At 68.4% G+C, this 17,171-nt stretch carries 15 protein-coding genes; 10 read left to right on the top strand and 5 right to left on the bottom strand.

What is annotated here, in order from left to right:
* A partial coding sequence (locus AOK24_RS13980) for a CHAD domain-containing protein (RefSeq protein WP_159051868.1) occupies positions 1-889 on the top strand: 889 nt, incomplete at its 5' end.
* 76 nt (positions 890-965) lie between these two features.
* Positions 966-2,918, top strand: a complete 1,953-nt coding sequence (locus AOK24_RS13975) for a TIGR03960 family B12-binding radical SAM protein (RefSeq protein ID WP_055720387.1) — start codon at positions 966-968, stop codon at positions 2,916-2,918.
* 961 nt (positions 2,919-3,879) lie between these two features.
* Here AOK24_RS13975 and AOK24_RS13965 read toward each other — a convergent pair.
* A complete protein-coding gene (locus AOK24_RS13965) occupies positions 3,880-5,232 on the bottom strand; it encodes an NsdA family TPR-like regulatory protein (protein WP_055720385.1) in 1,353 nt (450 codons plus the stop codon).
* 197 nt (positions 5,233-5,429) lie between these two features.
* On the opposite strand from AOK24_RS13965, the gene AOK24_RS13960 reads away from it, so the two are divergent.
* Complete coding sequence (locus AOK24_RS13960; protein WP_055720384.1) at positions 5,430-5,999, top strand: ATP-binding protein; 570 nt, start codon at positions 5,430-5,432, stop codon at positions 5,997-5,999.
* Positions 6,000-6,298: 299 nt separating this feature from the next.
* Positions 6,299-6,595 carry a hypothetical protein gene (locus AOK24_RS13955; RefSeq protein ID WP_055720383.1) on the top strand — a complete coding sequence of 99 codons (297 nt, stop codon included), beginning with the start codon at positions 6,299-6,301 and terminating at the stop codon, positions 6,593-6,595.
* 410 nt (positions 6,596-7,005) lie between these two features.
* Here AOK24_RS13955 and AOK24_RS13950 read toward each other — a convergent pair whose 3' ends face one another.
* Positions 7,006-7,785: a GntR family transcriptional regulator gene (locus tag AOK24_RS13950; RefSeq protein WP_055720382.1), complete on the bottom strand. Its 780-nt coding sequence runs from the start codon at positions 7,783-7,785 to the stop codon at positions 7,006-7,008.
* A 174-nt stretch (positions 7,786-7,959) separates the two neighbouring features.
* Between AOK24_RS13950 and AOK24_RS13945 the strand changes: the two genes are divergently transcribed.
* The 5 genes from AOK24_RS13945 to AOK24_RS48495 all read left to right on the top strand — a co-directional run bounded on the left by AOK24_RS13945 (position 7,960) and on the right by AOK24_RS48495 (position 11,614).
* Positions 7,960-8,307: an SCO3933 family regulatory protein gene (locus AOK24_RS13945; RefSeq protein WP_055720381.1), complete on the top strand. Its 348-nt coding sequence runs from the start codon at positions 7,960-7,962 to the stop codon at positions 8,305-8,307.
* Positions 8,307-9,608, top strand: a complete 1,302-nt coding sequence (locus AOK24_RS13940) for an FtsK/SpoIIIE domain-containing protein (protein ID WP_055720380.1) — start codon at positions 8,307-8,309, stop codon at positions 9,606-9,608. Before AOK24_RS13945 ends, AOK24_RS13940 begins: the two co-directional genes overlap by 1 nt.
* Positions 9,605-9,802 carry a hypothetical protein gene (locus AOK24_RS13935; RefSeq protein WP_055720379.1) on the top strand — a complete coding sequence of 66 codons (198 nt, stop codon included), beginning with the start codon at positions 9,605-9,607 and terminating at the stop codon, positions 9,800-9,802. The genes AOK24_RS13940 and AOK24_RS13935 overlap by 4 nt, the downstream gene beginning before the upstream one ends.
* A 295-nt stretch (positions 9,803-10,097) precedes the next feature.
* Positions 10,098-11,456, top strand: a complete 1,359-nt coding sequence (locus AOK24_RS13930) for a replication initiator (RefSeq protein WP_055720378.1) — start codon at positions 10,098-10,100, stop codon at positions 11,454-11,456.
* On the top strand, positions 11,450-11,614 hold the full coding sequence (locus AOK24_RS48495) for a hypothetical protein (protein WP_206191198.1): 165 nt from the start codon (positions 11,450-11,452) through the stop codon (positions 11,612-11,614). Before AOK24_RS13930 ends, AOK24_RS48495 begins: the two co-directional genes overlap by 7 nt.
* An 11-nt stretch (positions 11,615-11,625) precedes the next feature.
* Here the strand turns inward: AOK24_RS48495 and AOK24_RS13925 are convergent, their stop codons facing one another.
* Positions 11,626-13,245: a recombinase family protein gene (locus AOK24_RS13925; protein WP_055720377.1), complete on the bottom strand. Its 1,620-nt coding sequence runs from the start codon at positions 13,243-13,245 to the stop codon at positions 11,626-11,628.
* Between the two features lie 209 nt (positions 13,246-13,454).
* Between AOK24_RS13925 and AOK24_RS13920 the strand changes: the two genes are divergently transcribed.
* Positions 13,455-15,473, top strand: coding sequence for a TerD family protein (locus AOK24_RS13920; protein WP_206191197.1), 2,019 nt, complete (start codon positions 13,455-13,457; stop codon positions 15,471-15,473).
* A 240-nt stretch (positions 15,474-15,713) separates the two neighbouring features.
* Here AOK24_RS13920 and AOK24_RS13915 read toward each other — a convergent pair whose 3' ends face one another.
* The gene (locus AOK24_RS13915; RefSeq protein ID WP_055720375.1) at positions 15,714-16,481 is read right to left on the bottom strand and encodes a DUF3800 domain-containing protein; all 768 of its coding nucleotides are present in this window, start codon (positions 16,479-16,481) and stop codon (positions 15,714-15,716) included.
* A gap of 128 nt (positions 16,482-16,609) precedes the next feature.
* Positions 16,610-17,171, bottom strand: a 562-nt coding sequence (locus tag AOK24_RS13910) for an aminoglycoside phosphotransferase family protein (protein ID WP_206191196.1), incomplete at both ends; no start/stop codon positions are given.

The raw sequence follows: 17,171 nt of genomic DNA, 5'->3' as shown, positions 1-17,171 counted from the left end.
GCCCCCCACCGCCCCCGAAACCGCCGCCGACCACGTCCTCGCCTACCTCCGTGCCCAGCGTGACGCGATCGTCGCCCTCGACCCCGCTGTCCGGCAGGACGAGTACGACTCCGTGCACCGGATGCGCGTGGCCACCCGGCGGATGCGCAGCGCGTTCCGGTCCTTCGGCAAGGTGCTGGACCGTGAGGTGACCGACCCCATCGGGGACGAGCTGAAGTGGCTCGCGGGGGAACTCGGCGTGGACCGGGACCAGGAGGTCCTCACCGAGAGGATCGCCGCCGGCCTCGACAAGCTCCCGCGCCACCTGGTCGCCGGCCCCGTACGGACCCGCGTACGGACCTGGTCGCACGCCCGCCGGGGCGGCTCGCGCAGGCGCCTCATCGCCGTACTGGACGGAAAGCGGTACCTGACGCTGCTCGACAAGCTGGACGCGCTGGTCGCGGAGCCCCCGCTCGCCGCGAAGGCGTCCGGTGCGCCGGAGAAGGTGATCGCAGCAGCCGTCCGCAAGGACTTCGCGAAGGTCGCCGCCCTCGTCGAGGACGCCCTCGCGCAGCCCTCGTCCGGCCCGGAGCGGGACCTCGCGCTGCACGAGGCGCGCAAGAAGGCGAAGCGGACCAGGTACTCGGCGGAGGCGGCGGAACCGGCGCTGGGCGCTCCCGCGACGGCGATGGTGAAGGCCGCCAAGTCCCTCCAGAACCTCCTCGGCGACCACCAGGACAGCGTGATGGCCCGCGAGGCGCTCCGCGAGATCGCCGCCCAGGCGCACGCGGCGGGCGAGAACGCCTTCACGTACGGCCTGCTGTACGGCAGGGAGGAGCGCAGGTCGGCGGCCGACGAGGCGGAGCTGCCGGGGCTGTGGGCGGAGGTGAGGGGCGGGACGGGGATCTGAACGGCCGGGGCAGACCTTCAGCCGCGTTAGGCTAGATGGTCACCCCTGTCGTTCCCCGCTCACGAAAGTTCGCGCGATGTCTGTCGAGTCGGTCTTCCCGCAGCTCGAAGCTCTGCTCCCGCATGTGCAGAAGCCGATCCAGTACGTGGGCGGCGAGCTGAACTCCACCGTCAAACCCTGGGACGCCACCGACGTCCGCTGGGCGCTCATGTACCCCGACGCCTACGAGGTCGGGCTCCCCAACCAGGGCGTCATGATCCTCTACGAGGTGCTGAACGAGCGGGACGGCGTCCTCGCCGAGCGCACGTACAGCGTGTGGCCGGACCTGGAGGCGCTGATGCGGGAGCACGGCGTCCCGCAGTTCACCGTGGACTCGCACCGCCCGGTGAAGGCGTTCGACGTGTTCGGCCTGTCCTTCTCCACGGAGCTGGGCTACACGAACATGCTGACGGCCCTGGACCTCGCGGGCATCCCCCTGGAGGCCAAGGACCGCGGCCTGGACGACCCGATCGTCCTCGCGGGCGGCCACGCCGCGTTCAACCCCGAGCCGATCGCCGACTTCATCGACGCGGCGGTCATCGGGGACGGCGAGCAGGCGGTCCTCGACATCACGGACATCGTCCGCCAGTGGAAGGCGGAGGGCCGCCCCGGTGGCCGCGAGGAGGTGCTGTTCCGCCTCTCGAGGACCGGCAACGTGTACATCCCCCGGTTCTACGACGTCGAGTACCTCGCGGACGGCCGTATCGCCCGCGTCGTCCCCAACAAGAGCGGCGTCCCGTGGCGCGTGTCGAAGCACACCGTCATGGACCTCGACGAGTGGCCGTACCCGAAGCAGCCGCTCGTCCCCCTCGCGGAGACGGTCCACGAGCGGATGTCCGTCGAGATCTTCCGCGGCTGCACGCGCGGCTGCCGCTTCTGCCAGGCCGGGATGATCACGCGGCCCGTGCGGGAGCGGTCGATCACCGGCATCGGCGAGATGGTCGACAAGGGCCTGAAGGCGACCGGCTTCGAGGAGGTCGGCCTGCTGTCCCTGTCCTCCGCCGACCACAGCGAGATCGGCGAGATCGCCAAGGGCCTCGCCGACCGCTACACCGAGGACAAGATCGGCCTCTCCCTGCCCTCCACCCGCGTCGACGCCTTCAACGTCGACCTCGCCAACGAGCTGACCCGCAACGGCCGCCGCTCCGGCCTCACCTTCGCCCCCGAGGGCGGCTCCGAGCGCATGCGCAAGGTCATCAACAAGATGGTCTCCGAGGACGACCTGATCCGTACGGTCGCCACCGCGTACGGCAACGGCTGGCGCCAGGTGAAGCTGTACTTCATGTGCGGCCTGCCCACCGAGACCGACGACGACGTCCTCCAGATCGCCGACATGGCCGCGAACGTCATCGCCAAGGGCCGCCAGGTCTCCGGCGCCAACGACATCCGCTGCACCGTCTCCATCGGCGGCTTCGTCCCCAAGCCCCACACCCCCTTCCAGTGGGCCCCGCAGCTCTCCGCCGAGGAGACCGACGCCCGCCTCGGCAAACTCCGCGACAAGATCCGCGGCGACAAGAAGTACGGCCGCTCCATCGGCTTCCGCTACCACGACGGCAAGCCCGGCATCGTCGAGGGCCTCCTCTCCCGCGGCGACCGCCGCGTCGGCGCCGTCATCCGCGCCGTCTACGAGGACGGCGGCCGGTTCGACGGCTGGCGCGAGCACTTCTCCTACGACCGCTGGATGGACTGCGCGGACAAGTCCCTGGCCCAGTTCGGCGTGGACGTCGACTGGTACACCACCCGCGAGCGCACCTACGAGGAAGTCCTCCCCTGGGACCACCTCGACTCCGGCCTCGACAAGGACTGGCTCTGGGAGGACTGGCAGGACGCCCTCGACGAGACCGAGGTCGAGGACTGCCGCTGGACCCCGTGCTTCGACTGCGGGGTGTGCCCGCAGTTCGACACATGGCCACAAACGGGGCCGACCGGCAAGAAGCTGCTGCCGCTGACGGTCAAGAAGGACGCTGCGAGCAGTGGGCACAGGCACTGAGGTGAGTGAGGCGCTGCGGCGGATCTCTGAGGCTGTGGCGGGGGCCACGGAGGATGAGGTGGCCTTGATTCTCAGTTCGCTCGGTGCGTCGGAGCGGCGGAAGTGCGTCGTTCCGCCAGCGCGGGCGACGGCTCTGCCGTCCCTACGGGCTGAATCGGGCATCCAAGTCGATGTGGAGTGGATCTGAACGATCCGAGGCCCCAACGAATCTGTAGCTGGATTCGTTGGGGCCTTGCTGTGCGGCTGAGACTTGATGTTGTCAATGTTGTCGACAGGCATTCACATGGGCTGCGAATCAGCATTGAAAGACGACTCGACTCGGCGATGCTTCGCAGTGCTCAATCCATTTCATTGCATCTCGATGGCATGCAATGGATTACATCGCCGCACTGATGACATACGATGTGGACGTTGCGCGAGGCTTGCCGAGCAACGCCGAGACTCGCCGAGTCTGGTCGAGCACTGGGAAGTCGAGAAGGGCCTGAGCTGGCGCCTACCAGCATCAGGCCCCTCATGAGTGCCGCAGTCATTGGTCCCGGCCGGGTTAGCATCGGCCGGGCCCAGTGCTGAGCGCGTACCGCCCGCCGGTGTCCTCTCCCCAGTCAGGGATTAGAAGGCCCGCAGCACTTCGACGATCATCGCGATCACAGGCGCCCAGTCGATCACTGTCTGACGTAGAGTCGGACGGTGCTTGCAACAGGCGCAGTGTTCGTGTTGATCCATTGATACCTCCCCCCACTCGACCCCAAGCCCTCTCGGGGAGGGCTGCCGTCCCGAAGAGGGACGAAACACCGGAGGGGCGTTCGTGTGGTGAAGCAAGTGCAAGCATAGGCCAGTTAAACGACTTCATGGGACATGAGCGCTTTAACTTCTGACGAGTTAAAGAAACGCCGCTTCCGGCAGCGGCGTTTACCTTCGCATGTGGGCTTCCCACGTGCAGGTTTCTGCCCAAGCGAAGCTGTCAGAACGGAAGAACGGGTCTGCTTGCGCCGTGTTTGATCGTTGAGATTCGTTCGTGGAAGTCGCGCGTGGCGGCTTCGCGCGGGTACCGGGCCCTGAGCTCCTTGTCCAGTTCGTCAGCGACTAAAAGCAGGGACGGCAGCGACTTGCGGTCGGCCCCGAGGGCTGTAGTGCCCATCTCGATGGCTTCTTCAACGTCCCCGGTGCGGGCGGCGGCAACCCCGAGGGTGAGGCGGGCCTCAGCCGCGCGCATGGGCGAGACCTCGGTGCCATCCGGCCCGGTGCTGATGCGGATCACCGAACGGGCATGGGCGGCAGCGCGTTCGTCGTCTCCGAGGAGACGGTAGGCGTCCATCTCGTAGAAGTCCCACTTGTCCGGGTCGATGATGAAGTGGTGTTCGGGATGATCCGGGCGGGGAAGTCGGTCCAGGCGGGCGCGGCCGGCGTCCAGGGATTCGCGGACCAGGCGGCCGTCTCCCATGCGTGCGGCGGCACGGGCCTTGTGGGCGTAGAGCTGGACGCCGACGGAGTGGGTCTGGTCGGCGACGTGTCCGGCCTCGACGGCGGCCAGCATGTCTTGCCAACGGCTCTGGGTGAGGGCGAACCACGCCTCGATCTCCCACGCCCACGCCTTGATCTCGCCGTGGCCGGTCTCCTCGCCGATGCGGAGGGCGGCGGCCTTGCTGAGGTTCGCGGCCTCGCGCTGGCCCCGGTCGTACTGGACGCACGCGTTCAGGAGGAACAGCCAGCCGGTGTCAACCAGTAGCTCTTGGTGCTGGCGCAGAGTCATCCGGCCTTCGAGCTGCTTGGTCACGTACTGGAGACCATTGCGGGTGCGTTCGTGGAGATAGTCAGCGTCGGCGTACGGGTAGGCGCGGGCGAGTTGATTGATCCCGTGCTCGATTGACTCCAGGGCGGCGCTGTTGATGTTGGACATCTCGGCGCGCTTGAGCATCTCGGCGATGTCCCACAACCCGGCTCCGCCCTGTGCGATCAGGGTGCTCGGGTCGTCCGTCGGGGACGTGGCGGCTGATTTCTCCAGCTCCCACGGGCGCGGGGTGAGCCCCGCGAGGTGTCCGGGGATGCGCAGACCGTCGACGACCTCAAGGATCTTGTGGAACTGGGTGATCCGTGGCCGGACTCCCTTGCCCTCGGTCTCCGGCCGGGCCATCTTGCCGATGTGCTCCCGCTTGTAACCGACAGCCTTGGCGATCTTCGCGTAGCTGATGTTGCCGTGGAGTTTGGCGAGTCTGAACACTTCGCCGAAGTCATGGTTGGTGATCGCCGAACGTACGTCCGCGCGTTCCAGGACGTGCGGCGGCAGAGCTGCCGGTGTGGGTGCGGCTCCGGTCATCTCACTTCCCCATTGTGATTGACCCACTGGTTGCGCTGGTTCGAGCTGCTTTCTCGATCTTGTCCTACGACCGTTCTGCGAGTGTACCCACGAAGGGGGTCCCCAAGAGGGGGGAGCGACGGGTGGGGAGAGGCGTGCACTCTCGGGGGCAACCTGGCGGGAGAGCCTCGGCAGGTGAGACCTGACGGGATCGTGTCATGGACGACGCGAAGAAGGAGAGAGCACAGTTCGGCCCCCTCACTGAGGGCCTCGATGCGTACGCCCACTGGGCCATAGTGCCGACAGCTTCGGCGGGTGGCCGTTACCTGACCCTGACCCTCTTCGCCGACTGCGGCAACGTCACGGGCATCGCGCGCTACCAGACCGCCGCCTTCCTGCACAGCTTGGGCCTCAGCGGGATCGTCGACGACGCTCGGCTGATCGTTTCGGAGCTGGTGGGCAACGTGGTGAACCACGCGGTGCCGGAGCCCTCCCGGGTGCTTCCCGGCGGCTCGCAACGCATCGACGTGTCGTTCAAGGTGTGGCCGAAGTGGTTGTTCATCGGGGTGTCGGACGAAGACTCGACTCCTCCCCTGCTTCCACTCGGTGACATCTTCTGGCCGGGGTTCATGGAGGAACTCGCAGAAGCGGTGCTCCCGGACAGCGGGCGCGGGCTGCTGATCGTCCAGCGTCTGGCGGCTGCGGTCTGGTGGACGCCGGAAGAGGGCGGCAAGACCGTCTGGTGCCGAATCGACCTCGACGACGGAACCGGGGACTCCTCGTCGTGATGATCTCTGGCTGCCGACGTCCCGCAGATGAAACCGGCGGCCAGAGGCCGGAGGTCAGCCCTCCGGCGAACGGGGCGTGACTCCTGGGACGGTCCGCTGGGTTCCCCACCCAATTCCCAGGGGTCACGCTTCACAACCTCATACCGAGACCGGACCACCCCCGCGCCTGGCAGCAACCGGGGTGGTCCGGCAGGGGACGCAGCGGCCCCCGGTGCCTGATGGTACCGGGGTCGTTGTGCTGCGCATTCGCCTTCGGCCAAAGGAAGTTGACGGTCCGTTACCCGATCGGAGGCGGCAAGATGACTGGCGAAGGTGGGAAGTGGCTCGGTGACGGTCTCGACGCCGAGGACGCGGACGTGAGTCTGTGGGTGCCTGGTGTCGACTACATCGCGGGTTGGCGTGCGGCTCGGGAGTCCACCGACCGTCTGAATCGTGCGCTCCTGGGTGTGGGTTTCGAGTTGTCCGCCGTGCGGGCGGTTGCCTCGACGGACGACGGCGGGCGTGGGGTCGTGCGGCTGGCGGGTCGGCTGGATGCTGTGGCGCGGCTCGCCGGTCTCCTGGAAGCGCTCGCCGATGGTGACGGCGGTGCGCTGTGAGGGGTGGGTTCGCTGCTGGGTGGCGCGCGTGGGCACGTCGCCGGCCGCAGGGACTATGGGCGGGAGCTGCCATGGGACGAGTGAACAGGGGGCCTTACGCTCGCCCGGCGGATCGGGCAGGTACTGGACCTGCCCGCTGGTGTGCCCGATCGGCCCCCTGTTCTTCGAGGCTCGTCCCATGGTGGCTGCCTAAAGTCCCGGAGGCCGTCGACCCCCGGCCCACCACACCCCTGCCCTCGGTGGCCGGTCGGCGTTTCGACTCCTTGGGCGTGCTGCGGTGCGGGGCGTCCGGCGGCCGGGCGGGACCGGCGGTCACGCCGCACGCCCGGCCGGGGCGGTCGGGCGTCCCGGCGCGCCGCAGGCGCGCCCTTGAGGAAGTGGAGACAGTTTCGACCGATGCCGGTTCGTTCTCAGGTCCGGCGGCGTCGGGTGGGCGGCTTGTCGGCGGTGATCCGGTAGGCGAGTTCGGCGCGGTCGGCTCCGGTGCGGAGTTCTTCGAGGATCAGGGGGCGGTCGCCGGTGCCGTGGGCGGTGCGGGTGACGTGCAGGATCGGGGTCGCGTCGGGGAGTTGGAGCGTGGTGCGTTCGTCGGGGAGCGGCATGCGGGCGCGGATCGTCTCGGACCACCACAGTTTGTGTCCGGCCTCGGTGAGCGCGCGGTAGATCGCTGTCGGGGGTTGCCTTGGCTGGTCCGCGAGCGCCGGGATGTCCTCGGCCACCGCGAAGGGGATCAGCGTGCGGTGCATCGCACGGGTTCCCGTCGCGGCGTCGAACAGCAGCCGGTCACATCCCAACAGGGCTTCTTCCTCGGGGAGTTGGAGAAGCGGTCCGGTGTCCTTCGTGGTGCGGGCGCGGTAGAGGCTCGGTTCCTCGGCCTCCTGCCAGACGTCGGTGTCGGGCTGGGTGAAACGGCCGTCCGGTGTCTGGCTGATGCTGCGGTCGATGCTGAGTGCCGGGTGTCCGGCGGTGCGTACGAAGCTTCCCTTGCCGTGCCGCACGTCGATCAGTCCTTCCGCGCGCAGTGCGGCGACGGCGTTGCGGACGGTCGGGCGGGACACGGCGTAGCGGGTCATGAGCTGGGCTTCGGAGGGCAGCGGGGAGCCTGGTTCGTACTCGCCGGAGAGGATCGCTTCGCGGATCGCGGCGGCGACCTGCTGGTAGAGGGCTCCGGGGCGTTGGATCTCCGTCATCGCGGCGTCTCCGGCGGGTCGGGGGGCAGGGTCGTAGGTACGTCGCACGTGCGGCGTCACTCGTCAGCATAAGTAGTTGCACTCTCGCCGTACAGAACTCCATAGTCATCACTCGTAAGGACGAGTGACGTCAGTATCTGTCTGGCGTCGTGGCTGGCCAAGGAGGCCGAAGAAATGCAGTCCATTCCCGTGGACACGGCGCGACTGGGCGTTCTGCGGTGCGCCATCGCGCCCGAACAGAAGATCAGCAACTCCGAGACGCAGGAGGTGAAGAGGGACCGGGACGGCAACCCGGTCTGGACCGTCGCCGTCACCGTGCGGCAGGACAGGCGCCGGATCTCCGTCATCGAGATCGCCGTGAGCGGTGAACCGACCGGGATCGAGGAGGGACAGATCATCAAGGTGACCGAGCTGACGGCGTTCGCCTGGTCGATGGGTGACCGGCACGGGCTCAGCTTCCGTGCCGACGCCATCACCCCCGTCCGTGCAACTGCCGCACACGTCAAGGGCGGTGACGCGTGATGGAGCCGTACATCGTCGCCTTCGTGCTGGCGGTGCTCGCCTGGCTGCTCATGGCCGGTGATCTTGTGCAGCGGCACCGTCCGGTCTGGCACTGGTACCTGATCGGCTACCCGGCGACCGCCTGGCGGGTGGTGTCGACGTGGCGTCGGGTCGCGGTCCTCAACGACCTCGCCGTGTCCCGGCTCCCGGCACACACCCTCGTCGGCCACCTCCTGGTCAAGGGGGACCCCGTCCGGCCGGTGGCGCCGCGCGCCTCGTTCCCGCACGTCACCCCGATGGGTCTGACCGTGCTGGTACGGCTGCACCCCGGTCAGACCCCGGCCGCCTACCTGAAGGCGGCGGACGCGTTCGTCCACGCGTGGAAGGTGCACGCGGTACGGGTCACCTCACCGGAACGGGGCCGCGTGCTGCTGACCGCGATGGCGAGTGACCCGCTTCAGCGGCCAGGCTTAGCCACGGCCCCGGCCGAACTCCTCTGCGCGCTCATCGGGGCCTTGGAGTCGGGCGGGGCATGGGTGATGGACCTGCGCCAAGTCCCGCACTGGCTGATCACCGGCGCCACCCGCTCCGGCAAGTCGACGCTGCTGGCCCGGCTGATCACCCAACTCGCACCGCAACCCGTCGCCCTGGTCGCCATCGACTGCAAGGGCGGCATGGAACTCGGCCTGTTCACCGACCGGCTGAGCGCACTGGCCACCTCCCGGCGGGAAGCGGTCGCCGTGCTGTCCGCGCTCGTCGTCGACATGCAGGAGCGGATGCGTACGTGCCGGTCGGCCGGGGTCCGCTCGGTCTGGGAACTCCCGGACAAGATCCGGCCCGTCCCGGTCGTCGTGATCGTCGACGAGATCGCGGAACTGTACCTGTCGGACGGCACCCGTGACAGCAGAGCCGAAGCCGAACAGTGCTCCACGCTGCTCCTGCGCCTGGCACAGCTCGGCGCGGCACTCGGCCTGCACCTGGTCGTCGCCGGACAACGCGTCGGCTCCGACCTCGGCCCCGGCGTCACCGCCCTGCGCGCTCAGCTCGGCGGCAGGATCTGCCACCGCGTCAACGATCCCGGCACGGCGGAGATGACCCTCGGTGATCTCAACAAGGACGCCGTGGCCGTCGCCCAATCCATCACACCGGAGGAACGCGGCGTGGCGGTGTGCACCGCCCCCGACGGCGGCTGGAGCCGCGCCCGCTCCCACCTCACACCGACGGCTGAAGCAGTCACGGCGACCCGGAAGCACTCCCGCATCACCCCGCACCTGCCCCTCGTCACCCGCTCCCTCGCGGCCATGGAAGGAGAGAGCAAGTGATCAGCGAAGACACGGCGTTCATGTACGCGGTGATCTTCGGGATCATCGCCGCCCTCCTCATCCGCTCCCGCAACGTCCGCGCCTGGGAAGCGGCCTGCATCGGACTCTTCGGCCTCTACCTCGGCCATACCCCCGTGTTCTTCACCGTCCACGACCTCTTCACCTGGTTCCTCAACGGCTTCTCCCACACCTGAGCAGAAGGGACCACACACCATGCCCATGCCTCGCGTGAGGTGCCCCCACTGCAAGGGAGACGGCGCACGCCGCACCTGGACCGGACGACTGCGGCGCTGCCGCGTCTGCCGGGGCACCGGAACCATCCGCTGAACCCGGCCAACCCCGCACGACCACGAAAGGCCCCCCGCCTATGTACGACGCCACGCCACTCACCAACCGTGCCGCTCCGGCGGCACCCCAGGGAAGGTCACCACCATCACCCCGCACCCCACCCCGCCTGATAGGCGCGCCGCCCTCGACCGTGCGGCGCGCCTGCGCCACCTCCCGGAAACAGACCGCGACGCGCTACGCCTCGCCCAACACCCGCAGTTCCCCCGCTGGCTGGCCCAGGTCACCGCAACCGGCGGCTGCTCCCACCCCATCCACCTCACCGGCACGACCACCACCTTCGACGCCACGACCGGCGAACTCCTCCACCACTACGACACCTGCACCGAACCCGGCGAACGCCTCCTCATCCGCTGCCGCAACCGCCGCGCAACCGTCTGCCCGGCCTGCTCCCGCCTCCACGCCGGAGGCACCTACCACCTCGTCCGTGCGGGCCTCCTCGGCGGCAAGAACATCACCCCCGAAGTCCGCAACCACCCCCGCTTGTTCGTCACCCTCACCGCTCCGTCCTTCGGTCCTGTCCACCGCGCGGGGGAGGCGTGCCACCCTCGGCGCGACGGCGGCACCTGCGAACACGGACGCAACCTCGGATGCGGTGCCGTGCATCTGCCGGAGGCTCCGGCTGTCGGCCAACCGCTGTGCGCCGACTGCTACGACTACCCCGGCCACGTCCTCTGGCACGCACACGCCTCCCGACTCTGGGACCGCTTCGTCATCGACGTCCGCCGCCGTCTCGCCACCTCGGCCGGCCTCGTCCAGTCCCACTTTGCTGATCACGCCCGGCTCTCCTTCGCCCGGATCGCCGAGTACCAGAAACGCGCGGCCGTCCACATCCACGCCGTCATCTGCCTCGACGGCCCGGACGGACCCTGCGACGAACCTCCACTCTGGGGTACGTCAGACCTCCTTGCCGACGCCGTCCGTGCCTCCGCCCGACGGGTCCTGGTCCGCACCTCTTACAGTCCTGCCGTGGGTGAACTGACCTTGCGCTGGGGGACCCAACTCGACGTCCGGCCACTGCGCGCCGCCGACGGACATGGTCCCGATGACGACGCCGTGGCCGCGTACGTTGCCAAGTACGTCACCAAGGGAGCGGACGAAACCGGCGCAGGCACCGACCACAAGGTCACCACCCAAGACGACATCGACGCCGCACCCGTGAGCACACACGTCCGCACCCTCATGCACACCTGCTGGCGCCTCGGCAACCTCCCCGAATACACGCCGCTCCGCCTCCATGCCTGGACCCACACCCTCGGCTACCGAGGCCACATCCTCACCAAGTCCCGCGCCTACTCGACGACCTACGCGGCTCTACGTGCCGAACGTGCTCACCACGTCGGCCACCTCGACATCCCGGACGCCACCACCGAACGCCGCTGGCGCTACATCGGCTCCGGCCACACCCCCGGCGCCGCGCTCATCGCCGCCGGAATCTCCGAAGATCTTGTCCAGTCTCGGCGGCTCGCTGCGGAAGCCGAGCAAGAGGGGGAGTGGTGCTGATCGCTGTTCCCCCGGAAAGAGAACCGCAGCAGGACCGAAACCGGTCATGTACCGAACTCGGCAGCGAGAAGCCTCTGAGCCTGATCGACAGCGAGATCGTGATCGTGACCGATGAGGGAACGGAAGAGCCGTTCGACCCGGTGTCCTGGTTCCCGTGATCCGAACTCGGTCAGAACGCCTCCGCGAAGTCGTCCTGCTTGAGGATCAGCCGGTCCCGTACGTCCTTCGGGATCATGAGCTTCATGTGGATGCGGGGAGCGCGTACCCCCTTCACCTTGGTCCGCTTGATCGTGCACTTCACGCCTACCCGATGAAGATCGGCGGACATGGCCTCCATGCCGCCTTCTTCCCAGCGCTCCCTGAACGACTTGCCGTTGTGCACGGCCACCCAGCGATCGTGGGTCGACTTCGGGTCGACGGCCTCCAACTGTTTGATGAGGTCGTCCAACGTCTTCTCCGCCTGCTCCTTCGTGAACCGCGTCTTCGTGAAGCGGCCCTCGGGTTCGAGCCCGGCCATGTAGTAACTGACGGACTCCTCCAGACGCTTCTGTTCCCTCCGAGCCTCGGCGCCCTGGCGGTACTCGCGCGTCAGGACCGGTTCTTCACCAAGCACCGTCAGTACGTCTTCGACCAACTTGCTGTAGATCTCCTGCGGGTTCGGCGCGCCATGGCCTCCGCTCTTGCACTTACCGCACCGCAAGTACTCGTACGACCGGCCCTTGTACTTGGTCTTCTGCACGGTCATGTTGGTGCCGCAGTCGTGGCAGAGCAGCACACCGAGGAACTTGGTCGCACCACCGGGCACTCGCGTCGGCTGGTTCTTCCCCCGTCTGTCCAGTGCTGTCTGGAGGCTCTGGAACTCCTCCTCGGTGAAGATCGGATCTGCCACCCGGATGGGCTTCGCGTCGCTTCCCAACACCACCTTCGAACGGCGTACGCCTCCGTTCTTGTCCTCCTCCACGCGGTAGCCCATGAGCGCGGGGTTCCTGAGCCTGCGGAGCATCGTCGATGTCGTCAGACCTTGACCGCACAGCCCGGCACGTACGAGCACCCTCGCCATACGCCGGGCGGAGGCGGGCTTGGCTCTCAGCGCCGCACGACGGCACCAGTGCAGAGCCTTGTACGCATCCTCATCGATGACGAGAACGACTCGACCGTCCTCGTTCTCCGCCGTCTCGTAGCCGTACGCGGGCTTGCCGACAACCCAGTCGGTCTGTGTCTTGGCGTAGTCCCACAGGCTCGATACACGGGTGCTGGTGTTGGCCGCCTCGATCTCCGCGATACCGCCGATGATCGTGACCATGATCTTCCCGGCCGTTGTGGTCAGGTCGATCGAGTCGTTCTTGGAGACGAGATTCTTCCCGTACTTCAAGGACCAATCGATCATGGTGCTGAGGTCGGTGAGCCGCCGCACGAACCGGTCGAGCTTCCAGAAGAGGATCTCGTCGAACTCCGGGGCCCGGTTGTTGAGCCACTCACCGAGCTGCTTGCGCTTCCAGGGCGGCACCTTCGTGGCGGACACGTTCAGATCGCTGGCGACGCCGACAACCCGGCTGCCTCGGTCCAACGCCAGCTTCCGGAGATCCAGTTCCTGCCGCACGGGAGAGGTCGTGTCGTCCGTGAGGACGGACAGGCGTATGGACAGCAGAGCCCGTGGGGCGTAGTCGGGCAGGAGCGCTTCCGCTCTTCTCAGGTTCTCAAGGACCGCTAAGTCGGCCTCGGTCCACTCGGCCTCAACTTCGTACGCCTGCCGCTCGGTTGAGGTCCGTCGCTTGCGTCTGGTTGCCATACCTGCACGGTAGTGGATTTGGAGCTGTTGGTGTATGCCCGGCCATGGACACGCACATCCAAGTCGGGCCCACGGGCAAGAAGTTGCTGCCGCTGAGCGTGGTCAACAAGTAGTAACTCGCTTACCGGGCCCTTCCCTTCGGGGGAGGGCCCGTTGTCATGATCGCTGGATAGAGTCGTCCTGTCACAGCGGGGGAGGGGCTCGGTCCGATGAGTCGTCGTAGGTCCGGAGCGGTCGGCGTCTGGGCCGAGATGCAGCGTCAGCAGCAGCGGCAGGCGCAGGCCGCCGCCCGGCAGCTGCGGGAGCGGGAGCGGCAGGAGCGCGCGTACCAGCGGCAGGCCGCGCAGGACCACAAGGCGTACCGGCAGGCCGAGGCCGCGCGGCGGACCGCCGAACTGGAGGCGCGGGTGGCCGCGCTCCAGGGGCTGCTGGCGACCGGATGCCGGGCGGCGCCGTTCCGTCCGGACACGCTGCTGCGCACGGACCAGGTCCCGCCGTTCGACCCCGGCCCGCTGGCCCACCCGGTGCCCATGCCCGACCCCGGCCAGTTCCCCGCACACGGCTGGACAGCGAACGCCCGCGCCCAGGCCCGCGCCCGCTTCGAGCAGGCGTGGTACGCCGCCCAGGCCGCCGAGGCCCAGCGCCAGGAGCAACTCGCCGCCCAGCAGCGGCAGTACGCGCAGTGGGCCGAGGGCGTACGGACCGAGGCGCGCCGCCACAACGCCGGTGTCGCCGAGGCGGCCCGGGGCCTCCAGCGGGGCGAACCGGACGCCGTCGTCGAGTACTTCACCGCCGCGCTGTACGCCTCTCCGTCCTGGCCGCAGGAGTTCCCCCGGCAGCTCTCCGCCGCCTACGACCAGGCCGCCCGCCAACTCGTCCTGGACTGGGAGCTTCCCGGCTACGGCGTCGTCCCCGAGGCGAAGGCGGTGCGCTGGTCGCCGGGCGAGGACCAGTACCGGGAGACCGCCCGCCCGGTGACCCAGCGCCGGGCGCTGTACCGGGAGGCGATCGCGCAGTCCGCGCTGCTCGTCCTGCACGAGCTGTACGCCGCCGACACCACCGGCGCGCTGGAGTCCGTCGCCCTCAACGGCTTCGCCGACGGACCCGACCCCGCGACCGGCCTGCGCGCCCAGCACATCCTGGTCACCGTCCTGGCCACGCGCCCCTCCTTCACGTCCCTGAACCTCGCGCAGGTCGACGCGGTCAGCTGCCTCACGGACGCCCTGCGCGGCCGGCTCTCCGCCCGCCCCGACGAGCTGACCGCCGTACGCCCGGACCGCCGCCCCCAGGACGTCGGCAACCGGGTCGTCACCCACCGGGACGACGACGAGCCCGACCTCCACGCCATGGACCCGATCGCCTTCGAGGAACTCGTCGCGGAACTGCTGCGGGCGATGGGCATGGAGGCGGTGACCACGCGGCGCTCCGGCGACGGCGGGGTCGACGTCGACGCGACCGACCCGGCGCCGATCCGCGGCGGCGCCATCGTCGTGCAGGTGAAGCGGTACCGGAACACTGTGTCCCCCACAGCCGTCCGGGACCTGTACGGCACGGTCCTCGACCGGGGCGCCAACAAAGGCGTCCTCGTGACGACGTCGTCCTTCGGACCCGGGTCGCGCGACTTCGCCACCGGTAAACCCCTGGAGCTGATCTCCGGCCCCGAACTCGTCGACCTCCTCCACCGCCACGGCCTGCGCGGACGCCTGGGTGACGGGACTCCGCCGACCGACGACGGGCACAACGTCCTCGGCATGTCCTGGTCCGGCACGGTCGCGCTCGACGTCTGCGCGCTGGTCTGCCAGGGCGGCCGAGTTCTCTCCGACGACCACTTCGTCTTCTTCAACAACAAGCAGACCCCGGACAGCACGATCGTCCACACCGGCGACAACCGCACGGGCGAGGGCGAGGGCGACGACGAGCAGATCAACGTCAACCTCGCGGGCCTCCCGGCCGACGTCGACAAGATCGTCTTCCCGGTCTCGATCTACGACGCCGAGAACCGCTCGCAGAACTTCGGCCAGGTCCGCAACGCGTACATCCGCATCCTCAACCAGGCCGGTGGCGCGGAGATCGCCCGCTACGACCTCTCCGAGGACGCGGCCACCGAGACCGCCATGGTCTTCGGCGAGCTCTACCGCAACGGCGCGGAGTGGAAGTTCCGCGCGGTCGGCCAGGGCTACGCGTCGGGCCTCGCGGGCATCGCGCAGGACTTCGGGGTGAACGTCTGAGGTTCACTCGGACGTAGGTAGGTGATCGGACGGGCCCTGGCTGCTGTGTGCGGCCGGGGCTCGCTTCGGCTCTGACCTGGTGTTTTCCAACAGCTCGCGGCGATGCCGCTGCCTGAAGCCGTTGCCGTTCACGGTCAGCTCTGGCACTCTTCTATATGCAAGGTCCCATGTGTCCGAGTGAGGACACTCAGGGGGTCTTGCTCTCGTGGGCCCCCGGTTCGTGCCGGGGGTTTCTGCGTTTCAGGAAGCGGCGTCGCCATCCACCCAGACGATGCCGTCGGTTCCGTACCCGGGAAGCCAGTGGTGCTGGAGCCGCTTGTACGCCTTGGACATGGAGCCCATCGGGGTCATCTTGGGCCATACCTCCGGACGCGCGAGCATCAGATGGTGGAAGGCGGCGTACCCCACCAGGTCAGCGCCCTGGATGAGCTGGCTGTACCTGCTGTCCTGCATGACAGGGTCTTCCAGCACTCGGCGCGAGGCCAACGGCAGACTGCGGTGAGCGTCACGGTAGGGCTTGGCCCCGCGGATGGCCTGCCTCCACACGTCCTGCGCCTTCTCCTGGCCCACCTCTTCCACTTCGTCGGGGCCGGACTGGCCGTCGCACATGATCACGACGTGAGTTTCCTCCTCAAGCGCCCACGCTTCGAGATGGTTCACGAAGGCCCGATACACCGTGGCTATCCGCGACGTGCAGCCCACGACCGTGAGAACGCGGACGCTCTCGCACTTGGCGACGTGCCTGAGCATCAGGTCGTGGGCGGCGATCCGCGCCGGCCTGCCGAAGCTTTTGTTCTGGCTCTCCGTGGCACATGGACGTCCGCGTCCCTTCACCAGGTCCACGGCGTGCAACTCGGCGCTCTTGGGGACATTCCAGGTCTCTTGCAGCTTGCGGCGTCCCTCGAGCCAGTGGTGGAGCAGGTCGCTCCAGCTCTCCTCCGGGACCAGCAGGCCCGTCAGGGTGCGGGCTTGGTCCGCGCCGGAATCGTCGACGTAGCAGAAGTACACCCAGCGGAATATATGGCCGCTGTCGGTTCGGAGAAAATTACCGCTTTGATATCACTGTCGTGATACCGGACTCGGGCCCCGGAGATCTTCATCCTTACCAGGGTGCCTAGAGCGGTTCGGCCGCCTNNACGGCGCCCGCCCGGCGGGCGAGGGCGACGGCTCGGTGGAGTTCGGGAGGGGTGAGGCCGGTGTCACTCCAGGGTTCGAGGTAGGCGGCGCGGAGGCGGGGTGCGGCTGTGGGGCCGTAGCGGCGGGTTGCGACGCGGGTGGGGACGAGGAGGCTGGTGAAAGGGTGGGCGAGGGTGGCGTCGCCCCAGTCGAAGTAGGTGAAGTGGTGGTACGGGGGGTGGGCGAGGACCTGGGAGTCCTGGAGGTCGGAGTGGTCGAGGGTGGTGGGGATGCCGGTGGAGGCCAGTTCCTCGCACCAGTCGTTCAGCCGGGGGCGCAGGGCGAGGAGTTCGCGGCGTCCGGCGTGGTCCAGGGCGGTGTTCTCCTCGACCAGCCTCTCGAAGAGCGCCGGGATGTCACCGGGGCGGGCGGAGGGTACGCCCAGCTTCTCGATCTCCGGGACATGCCGGGTCAACTCCCGTTGCAGCACGGCATATTGGCGCACCATCTCCTCCCACGCGGCCAGCCCCGCATCCGCCCCTTCCCGCATCACCACTCCCCCGTCGGGCCACAGCGCCCACC

This window comes from Streptomyces niveiscabiei, assembly GCF_001419795.1.
GTDB lineage: Bacteria > Actinomycetota > Actinomycetes > Streptomycetales > Streptomycetaceae > Streptomyces > Streptomyces niveiscabiei.
Note: the sequence above shows the minus strand (reverse complement) of the source record. Positions and strands in the feature narration are given on the sequence as shown.

Excerpts from the sequence above, each read along its gene's own strand:
- AOK24_RS13945 (WP_055720381.1), top strand. The coding sequence starts at position 7,960 with ATGCAGTCCATTCCCGTGGACACGGCGCGACTGGGCGTTCTGCGGTGC.
- AOK24_RS13955 (WP_055720383.1), top strand. The coding sequence starts at position 6,299 with ATGACTGGCGAAGGTGGGAAGTGGCTCGGTGACGGTCTCGACGCCGAG.
- AOK24_RS13940 (WP_055720380.1), top strand. The coding sequence starts at position 8,307 with ATGGAGCCGTACATCGTCGCCTTCGTGCTGGCGGTGCTCGCCTGGCTG.
- AOK24_RS13960 (WP_055720384.1), top strand. The coding sequence starts at position 5,430 with ATGGACGACGCGAAGAAGGAGAGAGCACAGTTCGGCCCCCTCACTGAG.
- AOK24_RS13975 (WP_055720387.1), top strand. The coding sequence starts at position 966 with ATGTCTGTCGAGTCGGTCTTCCCGCAGCTCGAAGCTCTGCTCCCGCAT.
- AOK24_RS13920 (WP_206191197.1), top strand. The coding sequence starts at position 13,455 with ATGAGTCGTCGTAGGTCCGGAGCGGTCGGCGTCTGGGCCGAGATGCAG.
- AOK24_RS13965 (WP_055720385.1), bottom strand. The coding sequence starts at position 5,232 with ATGACCGGAGCCGCACCCACACCGGCAGCTCTGCCGCCGCACGTCCTG.
- AOK24_RS13925 (WP_055720377.1), bottom strand. The coding sequence starts at position 13,245 with ATGGCAACCAGACGCAAGCGACGGACCTCAACCGAGCGGCAGGCGTAC.
- AOK24_RS13950 (WP_055720382.1), bottom strand. The coding sequence starts at position 7,785 with ATGACGGAGATCCAACGCCCCGGAGCCCTCTACCAGCAGGTCGCCGCC.